The sequence below is a fragment of the Rhodanobacter umsongensis genome, from assembly GCF_042654965.1.
GTDB lineage: Bacteria > Pseudomonadota > Gammaproteobacteria > Xanthomonadales > Rhodanobacteraceae > Rhodanobacter > Rhodanobacter umsongensis.
Genome location: NZ_JBHSMK010000009.1, coordinates 23,845 through 49,370, shown reverse-complemented (window position 1 = coordinate 49,370; position 25,526 = coordinate 23,845). Strand labels below are relative to the sequence as shown.

At 64.5% G+C, this 25,526-nt stretch carries 25 protein-coding genes and 4 tRNA genes; 14 read left to right on the top strand and 15 right to left on the bottom strand.

Annotated features, from left to right (window positions below):
• Positions 1-20 precede the first annotated feature (20 nt).
• The 5 genes from pstB to rnt form a co-directional block, all read right to left on the bottom strand.
• Positions 21-830, bottom strand: coding sequence for a phosphate ABC transporter ATP-binding protein PstB (pstB, locus tag ACFPME_RS12920; RefSeq protein WP_377305946.1), 810 nt, complete (start codon positions 828-830; stop codon positions 21-23).
• Positions 823-1,689, bottom strand: coding sequence for a phosphate ABC transporter permease PstA (pstA, locus tag ACFPME_RS12915; protein WP_377305944.1), 867 nt, complete (start codon positions 1,687-1,689; stop codon positions 823-825). The genes pstB and pstA overlap by 8 nt, the downstream gene beginning before the upstream one ends.
• Positions 1,689-2,696 carry a phosphate ABC transporter permease subunit PstC gene (gene pstC / locus ACFPME_RS12910; protein WP_377305942.1) on the bottom strand — a complete coding sequence of 336 codons (1,008 nt, stop codon included), beginning with the start codon at positions 2,694-2,696 and terminating at the stop codon, positions 1,689-1,691. The genes pstA and pstC overlap by 1 nt, the downstream gene beginning before the upstream one ends.
• 154 nt (positions 2,697-2,850) lie before the next feature.
• Complete coding sequence (gene pstS, locus ACFPME_RS12905; RefSeq protein ID WP_377305940.1) at positions 2,851-3,885, bottom strand: phosphate ABC transporter substrate-binding protein PstS; 1,035 nt, start codon at positions 3,883-3,885, stop codon at positions 2,851-2,853.
• Positions 3,886-4,028: 143 nt separating this feature from the next.
• The gene (rnt, locus tag ACFPME_RS12900; protein WP_377305938.1) at positions 4,029-4,688 is read right to left on the bottom strand and encodes a ribonuclease T; all 660 of its coding nucleotides are present in this window, start codon (positions 4,686-4,688) and stop codon (positions 4,029-4,031) included.
• Positions 4,689-4,886: 198 nt separating this feature from the next.
• Between rnt and ACFPME_RS12895 the strand changes: the two genes are divergently transcribed.
• Entirely contained in the window at positions 4,887-6,152 is a 1,266-nt protein-coding gene (locus tag ACFPME_RS12895; protein ID WP_377305936.1) for a porin, read from the top strand.
• 134 nt (positions 6,153-6,286) lie between these two features.
• On the opposite strand, the gene hflD is transcribed toward ACFPME_RS12895, so the two are convergent.
• The 3 genes from hflD to ACFPME_RS12880 are packed head-to-tail and all read right to left on the bottom strand — an operon-like array spanning position 6,287 to position 8,545.
• Entirely contained in the window at positions 6,287-6,910 is a 624-nt protein-coding gene (hflD, locus tag ACFPME_RS12890) for a high frequency lysogenization protein HflD (RefSeq protein WP_377305934.1), read from the bottom strand.
• A 10-nt stretch (positions 6,911-6,920) separates the two neighbouring features.
• Positions 6,921-8,063, bottom strand: coding sequence for a tRNA 2-thiouridine(34) synthase MnmA (gene mnmA, locus ACFPME_RS12885; RefSeq protein WP_377305932.1), 1,143 nt, complete (start codon positions 8,061-8,063; stop codon positions 6,921-6,923).
• The gene (locus ACFPME_RS12880; RefSeq protein WP_377305930.1) at positions 8,060-8,545 is read right to left on the bottom strand and encodes an NUDIX hydrolase; all 486 of its coding nucleotides are present in this window, start codon (positions 8,543-8,545) and stop codon (positions 8,060-8,062) included. Before ACFPME_RS12880 ends, mnmA begins: the two co-directional genes overlap by 4 nt.
• A gap of 116 nt (positions 8,546-8,661) precedes the next feature.
• Between ACFPME_RS12880 and clpS the strand changes: the two genes are divergently transcribed.
• Positions 8,662-8,988: an ATP-dependent Clp protease adapter ClpS gene (gene clpS / locus ACFPME_RS12875; protein WP_113724541.1), complete on the top strand. Its 327-nt coding sequence runs from the start codon at positions 8,662-8,664 to the stop codon at positions 8,986-8,988.
• A 66-nt stretch (positions 8,989-9,054) separates the two neighbouring features.
• Positions 9,055-11,325 carry an ATP-dependent Clp protease ATP-binding subunit ClpA gene (gene clpA, locus ACFPME_RS12870; RefSeq protein ID WP_377305927.1) on the top strand — a complete coding sequence of 757 codons (2,271 nt, stop codon included), beginning with the start codon at positions 9,055-9,057 and terminating at the stop codon, positions 11,323-11,325.
• A gap of 122 nt (positions 11,326-11,447) precedes the next feature.
• Here the strand turns inward: clpA and infA are convergent, their stop codons facing one another.
• Both infA and ACFPME_RS12860 read right to left on the bottom strand, forming a co-directional pair.
• A complete protein-coding gene (gene infA, locus ACFPME_RS12865) occupies positions 11,448-11,666 on the bottom strand; it encodes a translation initiation factor IF-1 (RefSeq protein WP_007508585.1) in 219 nt (72 codons plus the stop codon).
• Positions 11,667-11,758: 92 nt separating this feature from the next.
• Complete coding sequence (locus tag ACFPME_RS12860; protein ID WP_377305924.1) at positions 11,759-12,034, bottom strand: polyhydroxyalkanoic acid system family protein; 276 nt, start codon at positions 12,032-12,034, stop codon at positions 11,759-11,761.
• Between the two features lie 80 nt (positions 12,035-12,114).
• On the opposite strand from ACFPME_RS12860, the gene ACFPME_RS12855 reads away from it, so the two are divergent.
• The 11 genes from ACFPME_RS12855 (at position 12,115) to ACFPME_RS12805 (ending at position 21,365) form a co-directional block, all read left to right on the top strand.
• Entirely contained in the window at positions 12,115-12,882 is a 768-nt protein-coding gene (locus tag ACFPME_RS12855) for an FHA domain-containing protein (protein WP_377305922.1), read from the top strand.
• 87 nt (positions 12,883-12,969) lie between these two features.
• Positions 12,970-14,055, top strand: a complete 1,086-nt coding sequence (serC, locus tag ACFPME_RS12850) for a 3-phosphoserine/phosphohydroxythreonine transaminase (RefSeq protein ID WP_377305920.1) — start codon at positions 12,970-12,972, stop codon at positions 14,053-14,055.
• 73 nt (positions 14,056-14,128) lie between these two features.
• Positions 14,129-15,217, top strand: a complete 1,089-nt coding sequence (pheA, locus tag ACFPME_RS12845; RefSeq protein ID WP_377305918.1) for a prephenate dehydratase — start codon at positions 14,129-14,131, stop codon at positions 15,215-15,217.
• A gap of 19 nt (positions 15,218-15,236) precedes the next feature.
• On the top strand, positions 15,237-16,544 hold the full coding sequence (gene aroA, locus ACFPME_RS12840) for a 3-phosphoshikimate 1-carboxyvinyltransferase (RefSeq protein WP_377305916.1): 1,308 nt from the start codon (positions 15,237-15,239) through the stop codon (positions 16,542-16,544).
• 55 nt (positions 16,545-16,599) lie between these two features.
• Positions 16,600-17,376, top strand: coding sequence for a 3-deoxy-manno-octulosonate cytidylyltransferase (kdsB, locus tag ACFPME_RS12835; RefSeq protein ID WP_377305914.1), 777 nt, complete (start codon positions 16,600-16,602; stop codon positions 17,374-17,376).
• Between the two features lie 44 nt (positions 17,377-17,420).
• A complete protein-coding gene (uvrC, locus tag ACFPME_RS12830; RefSeq protein ID WP_377305912.1) occupies positions 17,421-19,262 on the top strand; it encodes an excinuclease ABC subunit UvrC in 1,842 nt (613 codons plus the stop codon).
• Positions 19,263-19,333: 71 nt separating this feature from the next.
• Positions 19,334-19,945 (top strand): CDP-diacylglycerol--glycerol-3-phosphate 3-phosphatidyltransferase, encoded by a 612-nt coding sequence (gene pgsA / locus ACFPME_RS12825; RefSeq protein ID WP_377305910.1) that lies wholly within the window; start codon positions 19,334-19,336, stop codon positions 19,943-19,945.
• A gap of 93 nt (positions 19,946-20,038) precedes the next feature.
• Positions 20,039-20,114, top strand: a tRNA-Gly gene (locus ACFPME_RS12820).
• A gap of 148 nt (positions 20,115-20,262) precedes the next feature.
• A tRNA-Gly gene (locus tag ACFPME_RS12815) sits at positions 20,263-20,338 on the top strand.
• 82 nt (positions 20,339-20,420) lie between these two features.
• Positions 20,421-20,494, top strand: a tRNA-Cys gene (locus ACFPME_RS12810).
• 487 nt (positions 20,495-20,981) lie between these two features.
• Positions 20,982-21,365: an HU family DNA-binding protein gene (locus ACFPME_RS12805; RefSeq protein ID WP_377305908.1), complete on the top strand. Its 384-nt coding sequence runs from the start codon at positions 20,982-20,984 to the stop codon at positions 21,363-21,365.
• Positions 21,366-21,465: 100 nt separating this feature from the next.
• Here ACFPME_RS12805 and ACFPME_RS12800 read toward each other — a convergent pair.
• The 5 genes from ACFPME_RS12800 to ACFPME_RS12780 all read right to left on the bottom strand — a co-directional run bounded on the left by ACFPME_RS12800 (position 21,466) and on the right by ACFPME_RS12780 (position 25,437).
• A tRNA-Leu gene (locus ACFPME_RS12800) sits at positions 21,466-21,552 on the bottom strand.
• Positions 21,553-21,649: 97 nt separating this feature from the next.
• Entirely contained in the window at positions 21,650-22,897 is a 1,248-nt protein-coding gene (locus ACFPME_RS12795; protein WP_377305906.1) for a TraB/GumN family protein, read from the bottom strand.
• A gap of 89 nt (positions 22,898-22,986) precedes the next feature.
• A complete protein-coding gene (locus ACFPME_RS12790; RefSeq protein ID WP_377305904.1) occupies positions 22,987-23,877 on the bottom strand; it encodes a carbon-nitrogen hydrolase in 891 nt (296 codons plus the stop codon).
• Positions 23,878-23,927: 50 nt separating this feature from the next.
• A complete protein-coding gene (locus ACFPME_RS12785; protein ID WP_377305902.1) occupies positions 23,928-24,977 on the bottom strand; it encodes an agmatine deiminase family protein in 1,050 nt (349 codons plus the stop codon).
• A gap of 103 nt (positions 24,978-25,080) precedes the next feature.
• Complete coding sequence (locus tag ACFPME_RS12780; RefSeq protein WP_377305900.1) at positions 25,081-25,437, bottom strand: hypothetical protein; 357 nt, start codon at positions 25,435-25,437, stop codon at positions 25,081-25,083.
• Between the last annotated feature and the right edge of the window lie 89 nt (positions 25,438-25,526).

The following is a 25,526-nucleotide window of genomic DNA, read 5'->3' as shown; positions in this document are numbered from 1 at the left end:
TCCCTGCTCCCCGCTCCGATTCACCCAAATCGCCCGGTGATGTAGTCCTCGGTCTGCTTCTTGCCCGGCTTGGTGAAGATTTTCTCGGTGACGTCGAACTCGATCAGCTCGCCTAGGTACATGAAGGCGGTGAGGTCGGAACAGCGCGCCGCCTGCTGCATGTTGTGGGTGACGATGACGATGGTGAACTGGCTTTTCAACTCTTCCACCAATTGCTCGATGCGGCCTGTGGCGATCGGGTCGAGCGCCGAGGTCGGTTCGTCCAGAAGCAGCACTTCCGGTCGCAGCGCGATCGCGCGGGCGATGCACAGGCGCTGCTGCTGGCCGCCGGAAAGGCCGAGCGCGTTGTGCTTGAGCTTGCCCTTCACTTCGTCCCACAGCGCTGCGCTGCGCAGGGCCTGCTCCACGCGGCCTTCCATGTCCGGCTTCGACAGCTTCTCGTGGTGGCGGATGCCGTAGGCGACGTTCTCGAAGATCGTCATCGGGAACGGTACCGGCTTCTGGAACACCATGCCAACCTTGCTGCGCAGGCGGTTCAGCGAATAGCCGGGGTCCAGGATGTTCTCGCCGTCCAGTTCGATCGAGCCTTTCGCCTCGAGTTTCGGGTAGATCGCATAGATGCGGTTGAAGATGCGCAACAGGGTCGACTTGCCGCAGCCGGACGGGCCGATGATCGCGGTGACCTGCTTCTCCGGGATATCCATGCTGATGCCTTTCAGCGCCTGGAACCCGTTGTAGTAGAAGTGCAGGTCGCGCACGACGAGCTTGGGGGCGACAGCCGCCGCTGCTGCCACCGGCGCCGGGTTCGTGGCGAGGGCGGAATCAGTCATGGGACACCTTGGTGCGGGAGAGGATCAGGCGGGAGGCGAGGCTGAGCAGCAGCACGAACATGGTGATCACGAAGGCGCCGGCCCAGGCCAATGCGTGCATCGCATCGCCCGGATCGTTGGCGTACTGGTAGATGATCTGCGGCAGGCTGGACATCTTCTCGATGGGGTTGAGCGCCATGTAGTTGTTGCCGAACGCGGTGAACAGCAGTGGCGCGGTCTCCCCGCTGATCCGCGCCAACGCCAGCAGCACGCCGGTGACGATACCCGAGCGCGCGGCGCGTATCAGGATCTGCAGGGTCAGCTTCCACTGCGGCACGCCGAGCGAAAGCGCTGCTTCGCGCAGGGTCGATGGCACCAGTCGCAGCATCTCGTCGGTGGTGCGCACGATCACGGGCAACGCGATCAGCGCCAGCGCCACGCCGCCGGCGAAGCCGGAGAACGTGGTATTGCCGTGGGTGAGTGCGGTGCTCGGCAGCACGATGATGGTGTACACGAACAGGCCCATCACGATCGATGGCGCCGACAGCAGGATGTCGTTGAGGAAACGGATCGATTCGCCCAGCCGGGTGCGGTTCGCATATTCGGCCAGCCAGGTTCCCGCGAGCACACCGATCGGGGTGGCGATCGCGATGCCGATGAAGTTGATGATCAGGCTGCCGACCATCGCGTTGGCCAGGCCGCCATCCTCGCCGTAGGCCGTGATTTTCGTGAACAGTTTCGGGTGCAACGCGCTGATGCCCTGGCGCAGCGTTTCCCACAGGATCCAGGCCAGAAACGCCAGGCCGATCAGGGTGGCCAGCGTGCTCAGCACCATGGCCATCGCATTGGTGAGGCGGCGGCGCAGATAGGGCGAGTTCATCAGCGGCCTTCCTTGCTGGCCAGTCGGCGCAACATCAATCGGGCGATCAACAGCACGATGAAGGTGACCACGAACAGCAGGAACGCCAGAGCCATCAGCGAGGACTTCTGCAGGCCCGACGCCTCGCTGAACTGGTTGGCGATGGTCGAGGCGATCGAGGTGCCCGGGTCGAGCAGCGAGGCTGACAGCTGCATGGCATTGCCGAGCACGAAGGTCACCGCCATCGTCTCGCCCAGCGCGCGGCCAAGGCCGAGAAAGATCCCGCCGATGACCGCCGAGCGCGTGTAAGGCAACACGATGTCCCACGACACTTCCCATGTACTGGAACCCAGTGCATAGGCGGATTCCTTGAGACGTGTAGGCACGGTCTGGAACACTTCGCGCATCACCGACGAGATGAACGGGATGATCATGATGGCCAGCACGATCCCGGCCACGAGGATGCTGGCGCCAAACGGATAGTCGCTGCCGAACAGCTTGCCGACGAACGGCACATGCGAGGCCACCCATGACAGCTTGCCGTCATCGGGCTTGTTGCCGAGATTGCTGGTCAACCACGGCTTGACATGGTTGGCGAAGAAAGGGGCGAAGATGAAAAGACCCCACATGCCGTAGATGATTGAAGGAATCCCGGCCAGCAGCTCGATGGCCGACGCCACCGGCGTGCGCAACCAGGAGGGCGCGACTTCGGAAAGGTAAATCGCGATGCCGAAGCTCACCGGGACGGCGATAAGCAAGGCAATGAACGAGGTGGCGACGGTGCCGTAGACCGGTACCAGCGCGCCGTAGACGTCGTTGCCCGGATCCCACTCGGCGCTTACCAGGAAATGCCAGCCGAAGGTGGCGAAGGCGTGGCGGCCACCCCATAGCGTGGCGCCGGCAGCCCCAAGCAGGGCAGCCAGCACGATGAGTGCGCAACCCTTCAACAACCAGCGGAACAGCCGCTCGTGACGGGCGTCGCGGCGGCTGCGCTGTTCGAGTATGTCGGTGTTGCCGGCGATCGTCATGCGTGGACTCTGTGGAACGACTTGGTGGGCCTTCACAAGACCTGCTTGCCCCGAGCGTAGCGCAGCGAAGTCGAAGGGCAACCCTTCGACTTCGCTGCCTCTGGTCTGCGTTCACGGCGAACAGGGTGGGAGCGCTCCCGTTCGGATCACGCCATCAATGTTTGAACTCGGCGGCCCAGTACGCCTCGATCTTGCTGACCAGCGCGGCCGGCAGCGGGACATAGTCCAGTGCGCTGGCCGCCTGCTGACCGTTCTCCAGCGCGTACTTGAAGAAGTCGAAGGCAACCTTGCTGTTGCCGGCGTTCTTCGGCGTCTTGTACATGATCATCCAGGTGGTGGCGGTGATCGGCCACGCCTGGGCGCCGGGTGCATTGGTCATGATCAGGTTGAAGTCCTTGGCGCTGGCCCAGTCGGCGGTGGCCGCGGCGGCGGCAAACGCATCGGCGCTCGGCTTCATGTAGTTGCCGGTGGCATTTTTCAGGTCGACCCAGGCGAGCTTGTTCTTCACCGCATACGCGTATTCGACGTAGCCGATCGAACCCTTGATCTGGCGGACGTACTGCGACACGCCTTCATTGCCCTTGCCGCCCACACCGGTCGGCCATTCCACTGCCGTACCGAACTTGACCTTGCTGGCCCATTCCGGGTTGACCTTGGAGAGGTAGTTGGTGAAGTTGAACGAGGTGCCCGAACCGTCCGAGCGATGCACCACCGTGATCTTGCCGGCGGGAAGGGTGAGGCCGGCGTTCAGCGCGGCAATCTTCGGGTCGTTCCAGTTGGTGATCTTGCCCAGGAAGATGTCAGCGAGGGTGACGCCGTCCAGCTTGACCTGATCGGCCTGCACACCAGCGAGGTTGACCACCGGCACGATGCCACCGACCACGATCGGGAACTGCCCGAGACCGTACTTCTGCAGGTCTTCGGCCTTCATCGGCGCGTCGGAGGCGCCGAAGTCGATGGTGCCTTCCTTGATCTGCGCGATGCCGGCGCCGGAGCCGACCGACTGGTAGTTGAGATGGTTGCCGGTTTTCTCGGCGTATGCTGCCGACCATTTGGACATGACCGGATAGACGAAGCTGGAGCCTGCGCCGGTGATGTCGGCGGCGTGCGCGGCAACGCCGAACGTCGAAGCCACGGCAATCGCGGCGACGGCAGCGAATCGAAGCGGGGTGTGGTTGTTGGTCAACACGGTAGCTCCTTGGGAGGGAAGTCGGATGAGACACCACTATTTCAGGCTTTTCGTGTTGCCATTGAATGAAATGAATGTTGCAGCCAGATGACATGCTGTCATCTGGCTGGATCGCCGCTTGCCCAACTCTGTTTTTGTGCGGCTCAGACGACGTCGATGGCGCCGTGAGCCTGCTCGAACAGCTCCAGCTGGCGCCAGCGGTTGACGACGCTGCAGAACAGCTCGGCGGTGCGCTCCGCGTCGTACACCGCCGAGTGGGCCTCGCGACTGTCGAACGGGTGACCGGCTGCGAGCACGGCCTTGCTCAGGACGGTCTGGCCATAAGCAAGGCCACCGAAACTGACCGTGTCGAAACAGCTGAACGGGTGGAACGGATTGCGCTTGTGTCCGCAGCGCCGCACCGCCTGGTTGAGAAAGCCCAGGTCGAACGCGGCGTTGTGGCCCACCAGGATCGCCCGCTGGCAACCGGACTCGCGTACCGCCTCGCGTACCCTATGAAAGATATGATCCAGCGCCAGCCGTTCGGCGAGTGCGCCGCGCAGCGGGTTGTACGGATCAATGCCGGTGATTTCCAGCGAACGCGGGTCGAGATTGGCGCCGGGGAAGGGCTCCACATGCGTCGAAACCGTGGGCTGCAGCCGCAAATAGCCGCCCGCGTCCATACTCAGCGGGACCGCCGCGATTTCCAGCAGTGCGTCGTGTGTGGCATCGAAGCCGCCGGTTTCGACATCGACCACGACCGGCAGAAACCCCCGAAAGCGCTCGGCCATCCGCGGCGCGATGCTGTTGCTCAATAGTTCCATGCGCAAAGCATATCAGCCACCTCGCGCGAGATGAGATCGGGGATTTGTGCCGTTGCGCTGCGGAAGCTGTCGCGAATGTGTCACATAAGGTGCATCCAACGGTAAAAATACGTCGCCAGACTTGTTAACTAATCGCTGGCCGGCCATCGGATCGAGGGGGCGGTTGAGATGTTTCCCACCAACTTGCGGAGTAATGACATGCGTTCCAAATTGATTGCAGTGGCGATTGCTGCCGCTTTGGGCATCACCAGTTTCAGCAGTGCCGCCGCGCCGTCCCAGCGCGGTGCGACCACGACGCCAGCAGCCAGCCGCAGCGAAGTCGAGCTGCTGAAGGCGCAACTTGCCGCGTTGCAGGCCAAGGTCGACGAGCTCGAGCAGCGCACCGACGCCCAGTCCGACATCAACGTCAGCAATGGCCAGGCCGTCGAGAAGGCAACCACGGTCACGGCTGCCACCGATACCAAGATCGCCGCTCTGGAGAAGGCGATCAACAACACGTCCCTGTCGGGCAAGATGTATTTCGACTTCACCAACATCAGCCAGAAGAACAGCGACTCCGGCAAGACCGATGCATCGGGCACCGGCCTCGACGTCAAGCGCTTCTACCTGAGCGTCGACCACAAGTTCAACGACATCTGGTCGGCCAACCTGACCACCGACTTCAACTACGTCAGCAGCGACGGCGAGACCAACCTGTTCGTCAAGAAGGCCTACGTGCAGGCGAAGTTCGACCAGGCCGCCGTGTTCCGCATCGGTTCGGCCGACATGCCGTGGATTCCCTTCGTCGAGAACGTCTACGGCTTCCGTTACGTCGAAAATACGCTTACGGACCGTCTGCATTATGGCAACTCGGCCGACTGGGGCCTGCATCTGGGTGGCGACGTCGGCGCGAGCAAGTCGCTCAATTACGCCGTGTCTGTCGTCAATGGCAACGGTTACAAGAACCCGGGTCGCAGTAAGGGCGTGGACGTGGAAGGTCGCGTGGGTTTTGTGCCGTTCGAAGGCATGGTCGTGGCGGTGGGCGGCTACAGCGGTCATCTTGGCAAGGAGACCGAGAACGTCAGCGCGCAGAACACCGCGCAGCGTGGCGACCTCATGGTGGCCTACGCAAGCAAGGCCTTCCGCCTCGGTGCGGAATATTTCACCGCCAAGAACTGGAACAACGTACTCAGCCCGCTGGCCGACAAGGCCGACGGCTATTCGCTTTGGGGCAGCGTGCCAGTGGCCGACACGGTCAGCCTGTTTGCCCGCTACGATTCGGCGAAGTTGAGCAAGGACCTGGATCGCAACGCGAAAGACACGTACTACAACGCCGGTGTCCAGTTCGATGTGACCAAGGGGTTCCAGCTGGCCGTGGTCTACAAGCATGAAAAGGGCGACAAATCCGTGGCTAGCCCGGTTCCGCCTCACGTCCAGAATGTGAAGACCGACGAGATCGGTGTTTTCGGCCAGGTGGCCTTCTAGAAATCGTCACATACCCCAGCCGCACTTCAGTCACCGGGTATGGGCTGGCAGGTTATCGAAACGGAGTTCCACCCATGGACGGAAAACGGCGGGCACGATGCCCGCCGTTTGCTTTTCCGGAGCTGGAAAATCCGTCAGCGGTTGTCCAGCGTCGCCCCCGTGAGCAGGCCGCGCGCCAGCATGCTGCACCGTCGCCGATACAGCAGCAGTTGCCATTGCCGTCCGCCGACCTGCCGCCAGAGCACCGCCGACCGTACCGCCGCGAGCAGGTTGGCGCGCACCTTTTCCACCACGGCCGGCAACTGCAGTTGTTGCGGGTTGCCGCTGACCATCACGCGTGGCTTGAGGATGGACAGCGTGGACGCGTAGATCTCGGCCAATCGGCTGCTGACCTGGCTGGAGCCTTGCCCGAAATGCTCGACCTGTCGCTGCGCGGCGAGAATGCCCTGCTGCAGTTTCTCCAGCAGGTCCGGTCGCGCCGCCAGACTGCGTTCCAGCCGCATCACGGTCACCACCATGCGCGTCACCGCCATGTCGCGGTCGCTTTCATCCAGTTGGGCAATCAGATTGCGCAGGCCCGGCCGCAGGTTGGAAATGTTGCCGTAAACACCGACCACCGAGGGCGCATCAATGCGGAACACGCTGGCCACGCTGGCTTCCATCGCGCCTTCGTCGCAACGCCCTTCGTTGGCCAGCTGCTGCGCCGATGCGCAGGCCTGGAACAGGCCGGCGAGTGCGAGCACCCGCTCTTCATTCATCGAAAAAATTTCAAACACGGGTTTGCGGTTCTCTTGCGGTGGACGGGGAAGGGAATGCAGGCAGCAAACCGCCATAAGGTGCGTCGGTGGCGGCGATCACTGCGCCACCAAGACAGACTTCGCCAGCGTAGAGGACTGCCGACTGTCCTGGCGTGACCGCACGTTGCGGTTCGTCGAAGCGTAACTCAAGGCCGTCGTCGCCCACGCTGACGACGCAGGCCTGGTCGGTCTGGCGGTAGCGCGTGCGGGCGGTGCAGCGGAAATGGTCGGCCGGTGCTGCACCGGCAATCCAGTTCGGCGCTTCCGTCTGCAATCGCTGCGAATGCAGCCAGTGGTTCTCGCCGCCCTGGGCCACATACAGCACATTCGCAGCCACGTCCTTGCCGACCACGTACCAGGCTTCTCCGCTGGCGCCATGGCGGCCTCCGATGCCCAGGCCGCTGCGCTGCCCCAGGGTGTAGTACATCGCGCCCTGATGTTCGCCGATCAGTTCGCCCGCGGGCGTACGCATCTCGCCGGCACGGGCGGGGATGTACTGCGAGAGGAAACCGCGAAAGTCGCGCTCGCCGATGAAGCATATGCCGGTCGAATCCTTCTTGGCATGGGTCGGAAGCGCCGCCTCGCGCGCCAGTTCCCGCACGCGCGACTTCTCGATGTCGCCCAGCGGAAACAAGGTGGCCGCCAGCTGCCTTTGGCCCAGCGCGTGCAGGAAATAGGTCTGGTCCTTGGCCTTGTCCAGCGCGCGCAACAGGCGATGGCGGCCGTCGTGAAAATCGACGCGGGCGTAGTGGCCGGTGGCGATCCTGTCGGCGCCCAACGCCTGCGCCTCGTCCAGGAAGGTCTTGAACTTGATCTCCCGGTTGCACAGTACATCGGGGTTCGGCGTGCGTCCGGCGCGGTATTCGGCCAGGAAATGCTCGAACACGCCGTCCCAGTATTCGGCGGAGAAGTTGCGTGCGTGAAACGGAATGCCCAGCCGCCCGCATACCGCCACGGCGTCCTTGCGATCGGCATCGGTGGTGCAGGGGCCGGAGCGGTCGTCCTCCTCCCAGTTCTGCATGAACAGGCCTTCCACCTGATGGCCCGCCTGTTGCAGCAACAACGCCGCCACCGAGGAATCGACGCCGCCGGACATGCCCAGCATCACCTTCACGCTGCGCCACCTTCAGGCAGATAGCCCAGCGCATCCAGCGGCAGCCGCTGACCACCCAGCCAGGCATCGATGCTCAGCAACACCAGCGGGCTGCGCAAGCGCTCGCCGAGGGCGGCGATCTCGGCACGGGACATCCAGAGTGCGCGGCTGATACCGGTATCCAGCGGCCGTCCCGGATCATGGCTGACCGCCCGGGCGGCAAAGCTGAACCGCATCACCGCGTCGCCGTGTTCGGTGCTGCGCCATTGATGGACGCCGATCAGGTGCTGCAATTCCACCGTCCAGCCGGTTTCTTCCAGTGTTTCGCGCAGCGCGGCAGCCGCCAGGCTCTCGCCGTCGTCGAGGTGCCCGGCTGGCTGGTTGTAGACCAGTCGACCGTTCACGGCTTCCTCCACCATCAGGTAGCGGTCGCCCTCGGCCACCACGCAGGCCACGGTGACGTGTGGGCGCCAGATTTCGACGGTGCGGGGAGAATCGGCCATGGGGAGGGCGGGCTGGAAAAAAGGACATTGTGCCATCACCTCTGCTGACGCACCGCCGTGAGGGCTGCATCCGCCGCGGCGTATACTTCGTATCAGAGATCACACCCCAAGAAACCATGGCCCACGAACCCGAACACGAGCATGACAGCGGCCGCGGACTGGCACTGGAAACCGCCAAACCGGAGGTGGCGCGACCACCGCTATTCCAGGTGCTGCTGCTGAATGACGACTTTACCCCGATGGATTTCGTGGTCGAGGTATTGCGCAACTTCTTCAACCTCGACCAGGAGCAGGCGGTACAGGTCATGCTGCACGTACACACCCGCGGGCGCGGGGTCTGCGGCGTGTTTACCCGCGAGGTCGCCGAAACCAAGGTGACCCACGTCAACGAATATTCACGCTCCCATCAACACCCGTTGTTGTGCACTATGGAAAAGCTCTGAGCGACCCCATTTCTTGCCCATCGCGGCGCCAAAGGCCGCTCACAAATGCAAGCGGAGACGATCCGAATGTTCAGCAAGGATCTGGAAGTCACCATCGGCCATTGCTACAAGCAGGCTCGCGACCAACGTCACGAATTCATGACGGTCGAGCACTTGCTGCTGGCGTTGACCGAAAACCAATCGGCCCTGGGCGCACTGCGCGCCTGTGGCGTGGATCTGCCGCGGCTGTCGGCCGAACTGGCACGCATCATCAAAGAGACCGTACCCGTGCTGCCGCACGGCGACGAGCGTGACACACAACCGACGCTGGGTTTCCAGCGCGTGCTGCAGCGCGCCGTGTACCACGTGCAATCGTCCGGCCGAAAGGAAGTCACCGGCGCCAATGTGCTGGTGGCCATTTTCGGCGAAAAGGATTCGCACGCGGTGTATTTCATGCACCAGCAGGAAATCACCCGGCTCGACGTGGTCAATTACATCTCGCACGGCATCGCCAAGATCGGCGACGAGCCAGCTGCCGGCGTCGCCGGCGCCGAACGCGAGGGCGAGGAGGGTGGCGAACCGAAGGGCAATCCGCTGCACGAGTTCGCCAGCAATCTCAACGAACTGGCGCTGGAAGGCAAGATCGACCCGCTGATCGGGCGCACCGACGAGATCGAGCGCACGATCCAGGTGCTGTGTCGCCGGCGCAAGAACAACCCGCTCTACGTCGGCGAGGCCGGCGTGGGCAAGACCGCGCTGGCCGAGGGCCTGGCCAAGCGCATCGTCGACGGCGAAGTGCCGGAGGTGCTGGAAAGCGCCACCATCTGGTCGCTCGACCTGGGTGCCCTGGTTGCCGGCACCAAATATCGCGGCGATTTCGAGAAGCGCCTCAAGGGCGTGATCGCGCAGCTGAAGAAGCAGCCCGGCGCGATCCTGTTCATCGACGAGATCCACACCATCATCGGCGCGGGTTCGGCCTCGGGCGGCACCATGGATGCATCGAACCTGATCAAGCCGATGCTGGCTTCCGGCGAGCTGCGTTGCATCGGTTCGACCACGTTCCAGGAATACCGTGGCGTGTTCGAGAAGGACCGCGCACTGGCCCGCCGTTTCCAGAAAATCGACGTGGTCGAGCCGACCGTGGCCGACAGCATCGAGATCCTCAAGGGGCTGCGCTCGCGCTTCGAGGAACACCATCATGTGGCCTATACCAATGAGGCGCTGAAGGCGGCGGTGGACCTGTCGGTGAAACACATTCCCGATCGGCTGCTGCCGGACAAGGCGATCGACGTGATCGATGAGGCCGGTGCGCGGCAGCGGCTGTTGCCGGAGGATCAGCGCACGGGCACGGTCGGCGTGAGCGAAGTCGAGTACATCATTGCCAAAATGGCCCGCATTCCGGCCAAGCAGGTATCGGCATCGGATCGCGACGTGCTGAAGAATCTGGAGCGCAATCTGAAAATGGTGGTATTCGGCCAGGATCCGGCGATCGAGGCGCTGGCTGCCTCGATCAAGATGGCCCGCTCAGGCCTGGCCGATCCGTCCAAGCCGATCGGCAGCTTCCTGCTCGCCGGCCCGACCGGGGTCGGCAAGACCGAGGTGACCAAGCAGCTGGCGATGCAGCTGGGCATCGAGATGATCCGTTTCGACATGTCCGAGTACATGGAAGGCCACTCGGTATCGCGGCTGGTCGGCGCCCCTCCGGGCTACGTCGGTTTCGACCAGGGTGGTCTGCTGACCGAGGCGGTCACCAAGCATCCTCACGCGGTGCTGCTGCTGGACGAGATCGAGAAGGCGCATCCGGACGTGTTCAACATCCTGCTGCAGGTGATGGACCGCGGCGTGCTGACCGACACCAACGGCCGCGAGGCGAACTTCAAGAATGTGGTGGTGGTGATGACCACCAATGCGGGTGCGGCGATCGCCGCGCGGCGCAGCATGGGCTTCGTGGAGCAGAAGCACGAGTCGGACGCGATGGAAGTGATCCGCCGCATCTTCACCCCGGAGTTCCGCAATCGGCTGGATGCGGTCATCCAGTTTGGCGCGCTCGACTTCGAGCATATCCTGCGGGTGGTCGACAAGTTCCTGATCGAACTGGAAAGCCAGTTGACCGAGAAGCATGTAAGTCTGGAAGTGGATGCCGATGCCCGCCGCTGGCTGGCCGAGCACGGTTTCGACCCGCAGATGGGTGCGCGCCCGATGGCGCGGGTGATCCAGGAGAAAGTGAAGCGTGCACTGGCCGATGAGTTGCTGTTCGGCAAGCTGGCCGATGGCGGCGTGGTTCGCCTGAGTGTGCGGGACGGCGAACTGAAGGTCGATTGCGAAGCGATCGAGCAGTTGCCGGCTGTGGTCGGGTAAGTTCCCCCGAGCATGGATGCAGGGCAAAGCAAAGGCGGCGCAATGCGCCGCCTTTGCTTGTCTGGCACCACCATCCCGTTTCGGCTCGCCGCGCGCAGACGCGTCGGCCACCGCCAACCGCGTTACTTCATGCGGTAGGTGATGCGTCCCTTGCTCAGGTCGTACGGGGTCATTTCGATCTTGACCTTGTCGCCCGTGAGAATGCGGATGTAATGCTTGCGCATGCGGCCGGAGATGTGGGCGATGATCACGTGCCCGTTCTCCAGTTGCACACGAAACATGGTGTTGGGCAGGGTCTCCTGGACCGTGCCTTCCATTTCGATGACGTCGTCTTTGGCCATGTGTTCCGGGGTTCACGCGCAGCCGTCATGGCTGCGTAAGCCGGTGAGTATGCCACGGATGGGACTATGGTTAAAGAATCATCAAACGCCGCTCAGGCGAAATGTTCGTCCAGCTTGCGCCGGATTTCCTGCTCGACCATACCTTTCAGCGGCGCCAGCATCATGCCGAGCTCCGCCTTGACCTGAATGGCGTCGCTGCCAACGGCAATCGTGCCACTGACACCCGGCCGCGAGAACTGCAGGGTGTCGCCTTGCCACTGGCCATCCATGCCGAACTTCTCGCGCATGCGCGCGGCTACCTTGTCGACCACCGCGCGGGCTTCCCCGATCGACAGTTGATGCGGGCGGCGAATATCGATTTTCGGCATGACGGACTCCTTCGGAAAACGTCATCTTAATGCCGTGCGGCTGCATGCTAGAGTCTCGCGGTCCATCGACTGGTTCACACATGCGTATCGAATTTCCCAATGCGGCCCGCGAGGATTTCCATTGGGCACAGGCGCAACTGCGGATCGGCAGCGCCCCCGACAACGACCTCGTCCTGGCGGCGAGCCAGGCCGCAGCCCATCATCTTCGGATCCAGCAGGATCGCCGGGGCTGGGTGTTGCAGGTGATGCCGGCAGCCGACCGCATCTACGTCAACGCGAGACCCGTGCGCGAGCGCGCGCTGCTGCGTGCGGGCGACGTGGTCAGCGTGGGCGATTGCCGCATGCTGCTGCGGGCTGATCGGGATCCCGCCGCCCGCTCACCGCTGAGCGTGCCGGAGCAGGGTCGTTGCACGGTAGCGCTGCGCGCGGTCGCCGGTCCGCTGTCGGGTCGGGTGTTGCCACTGCAAGACAGTCTCGAACTCGGTCCGCATGGACGCTGCACGCTGGAACTCCCACAGGGCGACGTGGCGGCGTTGCGCATTTTCTGGGACGAGGGCAGGCTGCTGCTGCATGCCACGCAGACATCCGATCGCCATCCGCTGCGGGTCAATGGGGCCGTTGTGCAGAATCTGGCGTTGCAACCTGGCGACCAGATCGGTCTGGCCATGCACCGTTTCGTGGTCGAGGCGCCCGGAATGGAGCCGGAACCGGAGATCGCCGTGTCGATGTCACCGCCGGCTCACCTGCCCGAGGAAGCCGCCGGCCCGACCGGAGAAGTGTGGTGGCTGATCGTCACCGCCGCCGTGCTGGCCCTGGGGATCGCCTTGGTGTTGCTGATTCGCTTCTGAGCGAGCAGCGAATCCCGGGGGCGGTTGACCGCCGTATGCTGCGCCGCGCCATAATGCGTGAACACACCTCGACGGGAACGCACGCACGTGAGCAGAGTCTGGAATTTCAGCGCCGGTCCAGCGGCATTGCCGCAAGCGGTACTCGAGCGCGCCCAGCGCGAGATGCTGGACTGGAACGGCAGCGGCGCCTCGGTGATGGAGCAATCCCATCGCGGCAAACGCTTCATCGAAATGGCCGCGCGGACCGAAGAAGACCTGCGCAGCCTGCTGGGAATTCCGGCCGATTATGCAGTGCTCTTCCTCCAGGGCGGCGCCACCCAGCAGTTCGCGCAGATTCCGATGAACCTGGCCGGCGAAGGGGACAGCGCCGACTACCTGGTCAGCGGACACTGGAGTGCGAAGGCGGTCGGCGAGGCGAGCACCTATGTGCGTGTCAACGTGGCTGCCAGCAGCGCGGCCGACGACTACCTGAAACTGCCTGAACGATCGAGCTGGCAGCTCGATCCGCACGCAGCCTACGTGCACTACACGCCCAACGAGACCATCCACGGCGTCGAGTTCCACGACATCCCCGACGTTGGGGCGGTGCCGCTGGTGGCGGACATGTCCTCCAACATCCTGTCCGAGCCGCTGGACGTATCGCGCTTTGGCCTCATCTACGCCGGCGCGCAGAAGAACATCGGACCATCCGGACTGGTGGTGATGATCATCCGCCGTGACCTGCTGCAGCGCCCCGGCCGGCCGATGGCCAGGATTTTCCGCTATGCCGAACACGCTGCGAACGATTCGATGCTCAACACGCCGAATACCTGGGGCTGGTACGTGGCGGGGTTGACCTTCCAGTGGCTGCACGAACAGGGCGGACTTGCGGCGATGGCAGAGCGCAACCGGGCCAAGGCCGCGCTGCTGTATCAGGCCATCGATGGTTCCGGCGGCTACTACAGCAATCCCATCGAACTGGGTTCCCGCTCGCGCATGAATGTTCGCTTCAGCCTGTACGACGGCGCGCTGGATGCTGCTTTTGTGGCGGAATCGGAAGCCGCCGGCCTGATCGCCCTGAAGGGCCACAAGGCGCTGGGCGGCATGCGCGCTTCGCTGTACAACGCGGTGCCGCTGGAAGCCGTGCAGGCGCTGACGGCGTTCATGCAGGACTTCGCACAGCGACATGGATGATTGGCCCGAGCGGCACTATCAGGCAAGATGCCAGTTCATCATTTGGACTTCTATCCATCCAGGCGGCTAAAGCATGACCGACACCAAGACACCGCTGAGCGAGATGCGCGAACGCATTGACAGCATCGACCGGCAGATCCAGCAGCTGATTTCCGAGCGCGCGAATCATGCGCAGACGGTAGCGAAGGTGAAGGGAGCGGGGCTTTCGGCGATCGACTACTACCGCCCCGAGCGCGAGGCACATGTGCTGCGCATGGTGGTGGATCGCAACAAGGGCCCGCTGTCCGATACCGAGATGGTGCGGCTGTTCCGCGAAATCATGTCTTCCTGCCTGGCGCAGGAGGACCCGTTGAAGATCGGCTTCCTCGGTCCCGAGGGCACCTTCAGCGAACAGGCGGTGCGCAAGCATTTCGGCCACGCTGCCTATGGCCTGCCACTGGGCAGCATCGAGGAGGTGTTCCAGGAGGTCGCCGCCGGGCATGCCGACTTCGGCGTGGTGCCGGTGGAGAATTCGGGGCAGGGCATGATCCAGGTCACCCTGGATATGTTCCTCACTTCCGAAGCCACCATTTGCGGGGAAGTGGAACTTCGCGTGCACCAGTGCCTGCATTCGCAAGCCGGCAAACTGGAGGACGTCAAGCGTGTCTACGCGCATGCCCAGTCGCTGCAGCAATGCAAGACCTGGCTGCGCATCAATTTGCCCGGGGTCGAGTGTGTGGCGGTTGGCAGCAATGCCGAAGCTGCGCGACTGGCTCGGCACGCCGATGATGCCGCAGCGATTGCCGGCGAGACGGCCGGGAAGGTCTATGGTCTCAGGACGGTGGCGCAGGGCATCGAGGATCGCGCCGACAACACCACGCGCTTCCTGGTGATCGGCCGTTCGCTGTTTCCGCCGTCCGGCAACGACCGCACTTCGCTGCTGATCACGGTCAACGACAAGCCGGGTGCGTTGTACGACGTGCTCAGTCCGTTCGCCAGACACGGCATCAGCCTGAACCGGATCGAGTCGCGGCCGGCGCATACGGGCAAGTGGCAGTACGCGTTCTTCATCGACGTCTCCGGTCATGTCGAAGGGGACGCGTTGCGGGCCGCGGTGCACGATATCGGTGAGTCGGCGGCCACGATACGTGTGCTTGGTTCCTACCCGGTGGCGTTGCCTTGAACCGCCCGGAGGCGTCGGTTTGAATCGTCTCGATTGGAGCAGCCAGCCGGGTCGGCCCCTGCGCGGCACCGTATGCATTCCCGGCGACAAGTCGGTGTCGCACCGCGCGTTGATGCTCGCTGCGATCGCCGAAGGAGATTCGCGTATCCGCGGTTTCCTCGAAGGTGAGGACACCCGCGCCACCGCCGCGGTGCTCGCGCAACTGGGCGTGCGCATTGAAACGCCTTCGGCGGGCGAGCGCGTGGTACGCGGTGTCGGCCTGCATGGCTTGCGCGGCTCGTCGCAACCGCTCGACTGCGGCAACGCCGGTACCGGCATGCGCCTGCTGACGGGCCTGCTGGCGGGGCAGGCATTCGACAGTACGCTGATCGGCGACGCCTCGCTGTCGAAGCGGCCGATGCGCCGGGTGACCGATCCGCTGGCGCTGATGGGCGCGCGCATCGACACGCACGACGGCCTGCCGCCGCTGCACGTGCATGGCAGCCAACCGTTGCATGGCATCCGCTACGAGTTGCCGGTGGCCAGCGCGCAGGTGAAGTCCGCGCTGCTGCTGGCCGGCCTGTACGCCGCCGGTGAAACCGAAGTCATCGAACCGCACCCGACGCGCGACTACACCGAACGCATGCTGGCCGCGTTCGGCTGGCCGATTGCGTTCGAGCCGGGCCGCGCGAAACTGGCGGGTGTCGGGGTTCTGCGCGCCACCGATGTAGACGTACCAGCCGATTTCTCCTCGGCGGCATTCTTTCTGGTCGCTGCCAGCATCGTGCCCGGCTCGGAACTGAAGCTGCCTGCGGTTGGCCTCAACCCCCGCCGCACGGGGCTGCTGCAGGCGCTGCGCCTGATGGGCGCGGACATCACGATCGAGAACCCCCGCGAAAGTGGCGGCGAACCGGTCGGCGACCTGATCGTGCGCCATGCCCCGCTGCAGGGCATCGAGCTTCCCGAGTCGCTGGTGCCAGACATGATCGACGAGTTTCCCGCGTTGTTCATCGCCGCGGCAACAGCCAGCGGCAGCACGCTCATCCGCGGTGCCGCCGAGCTGCGGGTGAAGGAGTCCGATCGGATCGCCACGATGGCCCTCGGCCTGCGTACTCTCGGCGCGGCGATCGAGGAGACTCCAGACGGGGCGATCATTCACGGTGGCAAGCTCGGTGCGGGCGGCGTGGAAAGCCATCTGGACCATCGCATCGCGATGAGCTTTGCGGTTGCCGGGCTGGTCGCGACCGGCCCGGTGCGGATCAACGATTGCAGCCACGTCGCTACCTCCTTTCCCGGCTTCGTCGAGCTGGCCAACGACTGCGGCTTCGTCTTGCGCACCGTCAGTTGAAGGCTGTCCCGCGCCTTTGTTGCGTTAGGCTGGTCGTCTGGTAAAAGGAGCCTTCATGTCCAACACCGTGCCACCTTTCGTCGTCGCCATTCCCGCCCGCTATGGCTCGACCCGGCTGCCAGCCAAGCCGCTGCGCGAAATCGGCGGCGTACCGATGGTGGTGCGCGTGGCACAACGGGCGTTGCAGGCCGGTGCCCGCCAAGTGGTGGTGGCGGTGGACGACCAGCGCATTGCCGACGCGTTGGCCGGGCAGGGCGTGGAGATCTGCATGACCCGCAGCGATCACGCATCGGGCAGCGACCGGCTGGCCGAATGCGCCGCCCTGCTCGGTTGGGCCGACGACAGCATCGTGGTGAACCTGCAGGGCGACGAACCGTTCGCACCGGCTGCCGGCATTCGTGCGGTGGCGCAGGCGCTGGCCGGTGACGATGCGCCGATGGCGACGCTGGCCACGCCGATCATCGATGCCGAGGAGTTGTTCGATCCGAACGTGGTGAAACTGGTGCGCACGGTCAACGGCCGCGCGCTGTATTTCAGCCGCGCGCCGCTGCCCTGGGCTCGCGACGCTTTCGCCGCCGATCGGCACGCCTTGCCGTCGGGCTCGCCGTTCCTGCGGCACATCGGCATCTACGCGTACCGGGCTGGCTTTCTGGATCGTTACAGTCGCTTGCCGCGCACGCCGCTGGAGTGCACCGAATCGCTGGAACAACTGCGCGTGCTGGAGCACGGCCACGCGATCGCGGTGCGACTGACCCCTGAACCGTTCCCGCCCGGCATCGATACCGAGGCCGATCTCGAACGCGCCGAGCTGTGGTTGCGCACCCACCATTGAGCCACCACATCAGATCGTCGCCATCGCACCGTTAGAATCCCCGCATGCAACCCGCGCAACCGCCATCGTTCGACGGTAAGGCCTTCGTCAGCACACTCACCTCCGCGCCGGGCGTCTACCGCCATTTCGACGCCGCCGGAGAACTGCTGTACGTCGGCAAGGCCGGCAATCTCAGGAAGCGGGTCGGCAGCTACTTCCTGAAGCCGCGGATGGAGCCGCGCATCGCTGCGATGGTGGCGCAGATCGCCCGCGTCGAGATCACCGTGACGCGCACCGAGGGCGAGGCTCTGCTGCTGGAGTCGCAGCTGATCAAGTCGCTCAAGCCGCGCTACAACATCCTGCTGCGCGACGACAAGAGCTATCCGTACATCTACCTGTCCGGCGGCGAGGACTACCCGCGGCTGGCCTTCCACCGCGGCGCGAAGAACCTGCCGGGGCGCTACTTCGGGCCGTACCCGAGCACCTACGCGGTGCGCGAAAGCCTCAGCCTGATGCAGAAGCTGTTCAAGGTGCGCCAGTGCGAAGACAGCTATTTCCGCAACCGCTCGCGGCCATGCCTGCAATACCAGATAGGCCGCTGCAGCGCGCCCTGCGTGGGGCTGATCAGTGTGGAGGACTACCGCAGCGACGTGCGTCATGCCGAGATGTTCCTGGAAGGTCGCAGCAACGCCGTCATCGACGAATTGGCCGAAGCGATGGAACAGGCCAGCAAGGCGCTGCAATTCGAGCGCGCGGCGAAACTGCGCGACCAGGTGGCCGCCCTGCGCCAGTTGCAGGCGCAGCACCACGTGCAGGGCGCCAGTGCCGACATGGATGTGATCGCCTGCCGCATCGAGTCCGGCATGGCCTGCATCAGCGTGCTGTTCTTCCGCAACGGCATCAGCCTGGGCACCCGCGATTTCTTTCCGCGGCTGCCGCTGGATGCCGTGCCGGCCGACGTGCTGACGCAGTTCATCACGCAGTACTACCTGGACCGTCCGGTGCCTCGCGAGTTGATCCTTGGCGAGGCCCTGGCCGATCAGGCCATCCTGGCCGAACTGTTGACCCAGCACGCCGGCCGCGCGGTCGAACTGAAATCCAGCGTGCGCGGTGATCGCGCGCAGTTCCTGCAGATGGCCGAGCGCAACGCGCAAGCCTCGCTGACCGCGCGGCTGGCCAGCCGGCAGACGCTGGGCGCGCGCTTCGATGACCTGCAGAAGGTGCTCGAACTCCCTGCGCCGCCGCGCCGCATCGAGTGTTTCGATATCAGCCACACCATGGGCGAATTGACTGTCGCCTCATGCGTGGTGTTCGGGCCGGAAGGGCCGGAGAAGTCGCACTACCGGCGTTTCAACATCGCCGGCATCACGCCAGGCGACGATTACGCGGCCATGCACCAGGCGTTGACCCGACGTTTTCGCAAGGTCGCGGAAGGCGAGGGTGCGCGACCCGATGTGTTGCTGATCGACGGCGGCAGCGGCCAGGTGGCGCAGGCGCTGGACGTGCTGAAGGAACTCGGCGTCAGCGGCATCGAGGTGATAGGCGTGGCGAAGGGGCCAGGCCGGCGCGCCGGCGAGGAAACCCTGGTGCTGGCGCGGATGGCGTCGGGAGCTCCCGGCCGCGAGCTGCATCCCGGCTCATCGTCACCAGCGTTGCACCTGGTGGCGGCCGTGCGCGACGAGGCACATCGCTTCGCGATCAGCGGACATCGAAAACGGCGCGAGAAGGCACGCGAGCGCAGTGCGCTGGAGGACGTGCCCGGCATCGGCGCGCGCCGCCGCTCGGCGCTGCTCAAGGCCTTCGGCGGCATGCAGGGCGTGGAGAGCGCCGGCATCGAGGAACTGATGCAGGTGAAGGGCATCGACCGCGGCCTGGCCGAGCGGATCTACGCCAGTCTGCACGGCTGAATACCGGCAGTGCCTTCACTCGGCAGTGGCGCAGCGACGTGCGAAACTGCGATAAATCACTGGATCGAATCATGCGCATCAACCTGCCGACCTGGCTGACCCTTTTTCGCGTCGCATTGCTGCCAGTCATGGTCGTGGCGTTCTACCTGCCGTTTCCCGGCCACAACATCACGGCGGCGATCGTGTTCGTGCTGGCCGCGTTCACCGACTGGCTGGACGGCTATCTGGCACGGCGGATGAATCTCACCTCGGCCTTCGGCGCCTTTCTCGACCCGGTTGCCGACAAGCTGATGGTGGCGGTGACCTTGTTCCTGCTGGTCGAATCGCACCGCGGTGGCTGGCCGGGCATCCTGATGGCGGTGACCGCGGCGGTGATCGTGGGGCGCGAGATCAGCGTGTCCGCGTTGCGCGAATGGATGGCCGAGATCGGCATGCGCGCCACCGTCAAGGTGGCCTTCGTGGGCAAGCTCAAGACCGTGATGCAGATGGTCGCACTGGTGGTGTTGATCGTGCAGCACGAGAAGGCCGCCGAAGCGTTGCGGCTGTATCACATCGGCGAGGCCTTGCTGGTGATTGCCGGCGTGCTCACGATCTGGTCCGGTCTGTACTACCTGCGGGCGGCATGGCCGATCCTGCGCGGCGATGCGTCGATGCAACCTCCGGACGGAAGCCACGACGCGTAGTGCCATCACGCCCGGCCCTGACGCATGGCAATCCGCCGGCAGGGTCGCGGGCTTGACGATCCGCTTTCACGTATTAGAATGCGCGGCTCCAATGCGGGAATAGCTCAGTTGGTAGAGCACGACCTTGCCAAGGTCGGGGTCGCGAGTTCGAGTCTCGTTTCCCGCTCCAGTTCGCAGACAAAGCCCCGACTCCGTTCGGGGCTTTGTCGTTTCCGGGAGGGCCTGACGGCACGTTGGGCGGCGCGGGGATGGGATCGAATAGTCGCGTCATGGCTATTCACAAGCGATGGCATTCTGCTATGATTCGCGGCTCCGATGCGGGAATAGCTCAGTTGGTAGAGCACGACCTTGCCAAGGTCGGGGTCGCGAGTTCGAGTCTCGTTTCCCGCTCCAGTTTTCCGCAAAACCTCGGCTCACCGGGGTTTTGTTTTTTTGAAGCAACTGCGATCATCATGGTCGCGTTGCACCAAGCAATGGCCAGGTGGCAGAGTGGTCATGCAGCGGCCTGCAAAGCCGCGTACGCCGGTTCGATTCCGACCTTGGCCTCCATTGCGCAACCGGCTGCAATCCAGCCCTGAGAACCCGCCCCTGGCGGGTTTTTTGTTGCGCGATGGCTATGTCACCAGCGCATCCGCGCGAGGCGCAGAAGCGTCACGAAGCGCTCCGTCGAGCTGCCGCCATACGCCACCCGAAAGATGCCGGCCGCATCGCTACCCACCATGCGGCCACGCGCAGGCCATCGGCAACATGGACCACCGCATGGCCAGCATCGTGACGGCGGCGCCGCGCTGACCAGCACGAGCGAGAGCGTGCTGGGATGGTTGGGCTCGCCCGCCGCTGGCGGCAGCGAGCACCGCGCCTGGACCCTCGCTCGCGCACCTCGCTGGCATCATGCGATCGGGTCGGAAGGCATTTTTTACGGCGAAATGCGCCTTTTATCGGTCCAAGCCGTTGGCGGCACCGCGAAATTCCCCTACATTCACCGTGCCGAGAGGCAACGCAAACATTCAATCATTCATTGACGACGGGGAAATCCATGGCAAAGACGCAGAAAGCAGTCAAGAACAAACCGGTATCCAAGGCGAAGGCCGCACCCGCCGCTCCCAAGCCGATCAAGGAAACGCTGAGCAAGTCCGGTCTGGTGGCGCATATCGTCGAGGCGAGCGGTGTCGTTGCGAAGGACGTGCGCGCGGTGCTCGCAGCGCTGGAGGGCGCCGTGGCCGGATCCGTGCACAAGAAGGGCGCAGGTTCCTTCATGCTGCCAGGCTTGTTGAAAATTTCCGCTGTCAGCGTGCCGGCCAAGCCGAAGCGCAAGGGCATCAACCCGTTCACCAAGGAAGAGCAGTGGTTCGCCGCCAAGCCGGCGTCGGTCAAGGTCAAGATCCGTCCGCTGAAGAAGCTCAAGGACGCTGCGGCCTGATCCCGTATTTCGCAACAATCGGTCACCCGGAGTGCGGCGGCATTGTCCGCCGCACTCCTTGAGTGAAGTCTGGAAAGCCACGGCATGGCAAGCGCGATGTTGGTGCCCGGGCCCGGAATCGAACCGGGATACCCGTGAGGGTGAGGGATTTTAAGTCCCTTGCGTCTACCAGTTTCGCCACCCGGGCAAGAGTGTTCCAGCGCGCTGCGCGCGCATTGCCGGCGGTGCGAATCGTAGCATGGGCCGTAGCGGCAACCGTTCCGCAGACAATCCCGTGGCTGTGGTCAGATCAGGCTTTTGAAGATGTGGATGCCGGCGCTGTACTCGCCGACGATGGTGCCCACGCCGACCAGGAAAAAGTTGAGCAGGGTGCGCGCGACGCGGTTCTTCCACCAGCCGCTCCAGTGAACGATGTCGTCGCGCAAGGTGTCGAAGTCGACCACACGCGGACGACGCACCCAGGCTTCGGCCATCGCGCTGATGCCGCCGGCCGGAATGCCGGGACGGAACGGCTTGATCGGTGCGGCGATGAAGGCCGCGAGAATGCTCAGCGGATGCGCGCCCGCCGCCAGCGCACCGAGGGCTGCGAAGCCGCCGGTGAACAGCACCCATGCCATCAGCGCGTGTGCGCCCAGCGCCGCATTGCGATGAAACGCCCAGGCGATCGCGGCGAACACCAGCAACACCAGTGCGGCGGCCAGCCATTTCGGCCAGCGCGCCTTCGCGGGCATGCTGGCCAGTTCGGCAACCGTGGCGGCTGGATCGTCCTGCTGCTCGCGCAACAGCGCGCAGAGGCCCTTCAGATGACCTGCACCGATCACCACCAGCACGCGGCGACCTGGCGCGCCCGTGGAATCAATTGACGCCGTGCGGGCTGCCTCCTGGCGCAGGCGCGCTGCCATGAAAGCGTCGCGCTCGCCGATCAGGCTTTCATACAGCGGTTTCGATTCGCTGGCGAATTCGCTGAAGGCACTCTCCAGCAAGTCGCCTTGCTTGAGTTTCTCGATCTCGCCCTGTGCGATTTCTTCCCGCTCGAAGACGCTGGCCAGCAGCCCGCCGAGCAGGCCGAAGCGCTGCCCGAATCCGACACTGCGCCAGGCCCGTTTCAACGTGGTGCCCACTTCGCGATCGATCAACCACAGCGGCAACTGGCGCTGTTCGGCGCCGTCCATCGCCGCCTTCATCTCGGCGCCGGGCTGGATGCCGGATTGATCTGCCAAACGCTTCTGAAAGGTCGACAGCACCAGGCTGGCCGCCACCATGCCTGCCTTGCCCTGACGGATCACCTTGAACAGGTCCATCTGCTTGAACGCTTCCGGGTCGCGCATGCTCTGCGCCCGGCTGTCGCACAGCTCCACCGCAACGGCATCGAAGTGTTCGTGCGCCAGCAGCGCATCGACGGCCTCCACGCTGCTGCGCGAGACGTGTGCTGTGCCGAGCAGCACGTACTCCACGCCATCGCGCTGCACGCGCTCGATCGGCTGTCCCTGCAAAGCGCACAACAGGGTGGCTTGGGTTTCGGAAACACTCATGCGGTCAGCGCGCCGTTCACTGGGTAAAGGACAAGGATGGGGTCGACCGCTGTGCGGAACAAGCAGCGCGGCAGGCTGCAGACGCCGCTTCAGTCACGAAAGCGCCTGAGCAGATCGGCGTATGCGTCGATGCGGCGATCGCGCAGGAACGGCCATATCCGTCGCACGTGCTCGCTGCGCGTCAGGTCGACCTCGGCCAGCAGCAGGTCGCGCGCATCGGTGCCGGCCTGGGCCAGGAACTCGCCTTGCGGCCCGGCCACGAAGCTCGATCCCCAGAACTGGATGCCGGCACCGACCTTGCTCGGATCGGCTTCATAACCGGTGCGGTTGCACGCAAGCAGCGGCAAGCCGTTTGCCACGGCGTGGCCGCGCTGCACGGTGATCCACGCGTCGCGCTGGCGATCCTTCTCGGCCTGCCCGTCGTCGGGGTCCCAGCCGATCGCGGTGGGATAGAGCAGCAGTTCGGCGCCGGCCAGTGCCATCAGGCGTGCCGCTTCCGGATACCACTGGTCCCAGCACACCAGCACGCCGAGGCGACCGACTGACGTGTCGATCGGCTCGAAGCCGAGGTCGCCCGGGGTGAAGTAGAACTTCTCGTAGAACGCCGGATCGTCCGGAATGTGCATCTTGCGATAGGTGCCGGCGATCGCGGCCGAGCGGTCGAACACCACCGCGGTGTTGTGGTAAAGGCCGGCGGCGCGGCGCTCGAACAGCGAGGCGACGACGACCAGCTTCAACTCCTCGGCCAGCTTGCCGAGACGCGCGGTGCCCGGGCCGGGAATGCTCTCGGCCTGATCGAAGATATCGACTGATTCGTGCTGGCAGAAGTACGGGCCGTTGTGCAGCTCTTGCAGCAGCACCAGCTCGACGCCAGCCGCTGCCGCGTCGCGCAGACCGGCTTCGATCGCGTCCAGGTTGGCATCGCGGCTGCCGCGATCGGTTTCCTGCAGCAGGGCAACCTTGAGGGCCTTGCGGGTCATCGTCGTGAATCCTCGGCGTTTGCCAGACCTGCCAGTTTAGCCGATGCGACTCAGGCGATGCCTGCCGGCAGTTGCATGGTGATGCAGTGCAGGCTGCCGTTCTGCCAGATCAGCGGACGGCAGGGCACCTGCACGATCTCGCGGCCTGAATGCGCCGTGGCGATGACGCGGGCGGCCTCGTCGTCGGCCGGATCGCCGTAGGCAGGGACCAGCACGGCACCGTTGACGATCAGGTAGTTCGCGTACGAGGCGGCCAGGCGGCGGCCCTGGTCGAGGATCGGCTGTGGCCATGGCAAGGGGTGCAACTGGTACGGGCGACCATCGGCGGTGCGCAGCGCGGCCAGTTCGGTGGCCATCCGCTGCAATTCGTCGTAATGCGGGTCGCCGGGATCGTCGCAGGCCTGGAACACGATGCGCTCACCCGGCGCGAAGCGCGCGAGGGTGTCGATGTGCGCGTCGGTGTCGTCGCCTTCAAGATAGCCATGGTCGAGCCACAACACGCGTTCGGCATGCAGGCTGCCGCGCAGGATCGCGCTCATGTCCTCGCGCGATTGTTCGGGGTGCCGCTGCGCCAGGCAGCGCCAGGTGGTGAGAACGCTCCCTTCGCCATCGCCCTCGATGGCGCCGCCTTCCAGCGCCCAGTCGATGCGCTTGTGGACGGCCTGGCCGAACACGCCGGCATCGACCAGCCCGGCGACCAGCGCGTCATCCTGCTCGGCGCCGAACTTGCCGCCCCAGCCGGTGAAGCGGAAATCGGTGAGCTGGAAATGCCGTCCGGCATCGGCGTTCTCCCGGCCCTGCAGGGTGATCGGGCCGGAGTCGCGCAACCAGGTGTCGTCATACGGCAGCTCGACGAAGCGAACCTTCGACGAATCCACGCCGGCGCCGCGCAATTGTGTCTGCACGTGCGCGCGCAGCTCCGCATCGCTGACTACGATGATCAGGCGCTGGAAGCGGGTCACCGCGGCGGCCAGCGCCACGTAGGTGGTCTCCACGGACGCCAGCCGATCGGCCCAGTCGGTGCCGGCGTGCGGCCAGGCGATCAATACCGCGGCCTGCGGTTCCCATTCGGCGGGCAGGCGCAAGGAGGATGCGGTCATGCGGGCTGTCTCAGTATGAGGGCCGCAAAGTGTACGACGCGACGGCCGCGCATACGAAAAAACGCGGCCTGTGTCGCCACAGGCCGCGTCGTCGGAAGAGGGATCAGTTGATGCTGGCCGGGTTGGTGTTGTTGCCGGCGGGCGTGTTCAGCACGGAGTGGATCACGTGGCTGTGCTCGAAATAGACGATGAAATTCGAATACTCCCAGCGGTTGATCTGCGGGTGCTTGCTGGTATCGCCGCCGCGAGGCGACAGCTTTCGCTGCGGGGTGCCCCAGGTTTTTTCCACCTGACCCATGCTCATGCCACGGCTGGGCAGGTTCATGTCTTTTTCCTGCTGCACGCGGTGGATCAGCAGATTGTCCCCGTGCTGGCGTGCCTGGGCGACCTGCGGCGCGGCAAACCCGGCGGTGACCGCCAGCATGACAATGAGCGGCAAACGGCTTGTGAACTTGACCATGGCTCCCCTCTCCATACAAGGCTGTATGCGGCGTCGTTGTAGCAGAACTGTCCATGCTACGCCATGCCGGTTTGTACCGATTGCGATGG

Excerpts from the sequence above, each read along its gene's own strand:
- pstB (WP_377305946.1), bottom strand. The coding sequence starts at position 830 with ATGACTGATTCCGCCCTCGCCACGAACCCGGCGCCGGTGGCAGCAGCG.
- ACFPME_RS12895 (WP_377305936.1), top strand. The coding sequence starts at position 4,887 with ATGCGTTCCAAATTGATTGCAGTGGCGATTGCTGCCGCTTTGGGCATC.
- pgsA (WP_377305910.1), top strand. The coding sequence starts at position 19,334 with ATGCGCATCAACCTGCCGACCTGGCTGACCCTTTTTCGCGTCGCATTG.
- kdsB (WP_377305914.1), top strand. The coding sequence starts at position 16,600 with ATGTCCAACACCGTGCCACCTTTCGTCGTCGCCATTCCCGCCCGCTAT.
- clpA (WP_377305927.1), top strand. The coding sequence starts at position 9,055 with ATGTTCAGCAAGGATCTGGAAGTCACCATCGGCCATTGCTACAAGCAG.
- hflD (WP_377305934.1), bottom strand. The coding sequence starts at position 6,910 with ATGAATGAAGAGCGGGTGCTCGCACTCGCCGGCCTGTTCCAGGCCTGC.
- pstC (WP_377305942.1), bottom strand. The coding sequence starts at position 2,696 with ATGACGATCGCCGGCAACACCGACATACTCGAACAGCGCAGCCGCCGC.
- infA (WP_007508585.1), bottom strand. The coding sequence starts at position 11,666 with ATGGCCAAAGACGACGTCATCGAAATGGAAGGCACGGTCCAGGAGACC.
- ACFPME_RS12780 (WP_377305900.1), bottom strand. The coding sequence starts at position 25,437 with ATGGTCAAGTTCACAAGCCGTTTGCCGCTCATTGTCATGCTGGCGGTC.
- rnt (WP_377305938.1), bottom strand. The coding sequence starts at position 4,688 with ATGGAACTATTGAGCAACAGCATCGCGCCGCGGATGGCCGAGCGCTTT.
- ACFPME_RS12855 (WP_377305922.1), top strand. The coding sequence starts at position 12,115 with ATGCGTATCGAATTTCCCAATGCGGCCCGCGAGGATTTCCATTGGGCA.
- ACFPME_RS12860 (WP_377305924.1), bottom strand. The coding sequence starts at position 12,034 with ATGCCGAAAATCGATATTCGCCGCCCGCATCAACTGTCGATCGGGGAA.
- pheA (WP_377305918.1), top strand. The coding sequence starts at position 14,129 with ATGACCGACACCAAGACACCGCTGAGCGAGATGCGCGAACGCATTGAC.
- ACFPME_RS12880 (WP_377305930.1), bottom strand. The coding sequence starts at position 8,545 with ATGGCCGATTCTCCCCGCACCGTCGAAATCTGGCGCCCACACGTCACC.
- ACFPME_RS12790 (WP_377305904.1), bottom strand. The coding sequence starts at position 23,877 with ATGACCCGCAAGGCCCTCAAGGTTGCCCTGCTGCAGGAAACCGATCGC.
- pstA (WP_377305944.1), bottom strand. The coding sequence starts at position 1,689 with ATGAACTCGCCCTATCTGCGCCGCCGCCTCACCAATGCGATGGCCATG.
- ACFPME_RS12805 (WP_377305908.1), top strand. The coding sequence starts at position 20,982 with ATGGCAAAGACGCAGAAAGCAGTCAAGAACAAACCGGTATCCAAGGCG.
- uvrC (WP_377305912.1), top strand. The coding sequence starts at position 17,421 with ATGCAACCCGCGCAACCGCCATCGTTCGACGGTAAGGCCTTCGTCAGC.
- ACFPME_RS12795 (WP_377305906.1), bottom strand. The coding sequence starts at position 22,897 with ATGAGTGTTTCCGAAACCCAAGCCACCCTGTTGTGCGCTTTGCAGGGA.
- ACFPME_RS12785 (WP_377305902.1), bottom strand. The coding sequence starts at position 24,977 with ATGACCGCATCCTCCTTGCGCCTGCCCGCCGAATGGGAACCGCAGGCC.
- clpS (WP_113724541.1), top strand. The coding sequence starts at position 8,662 with ATGGCCCACGAACCCGAACACGAGCATGACAGCGGCCGCGGACTGGCA.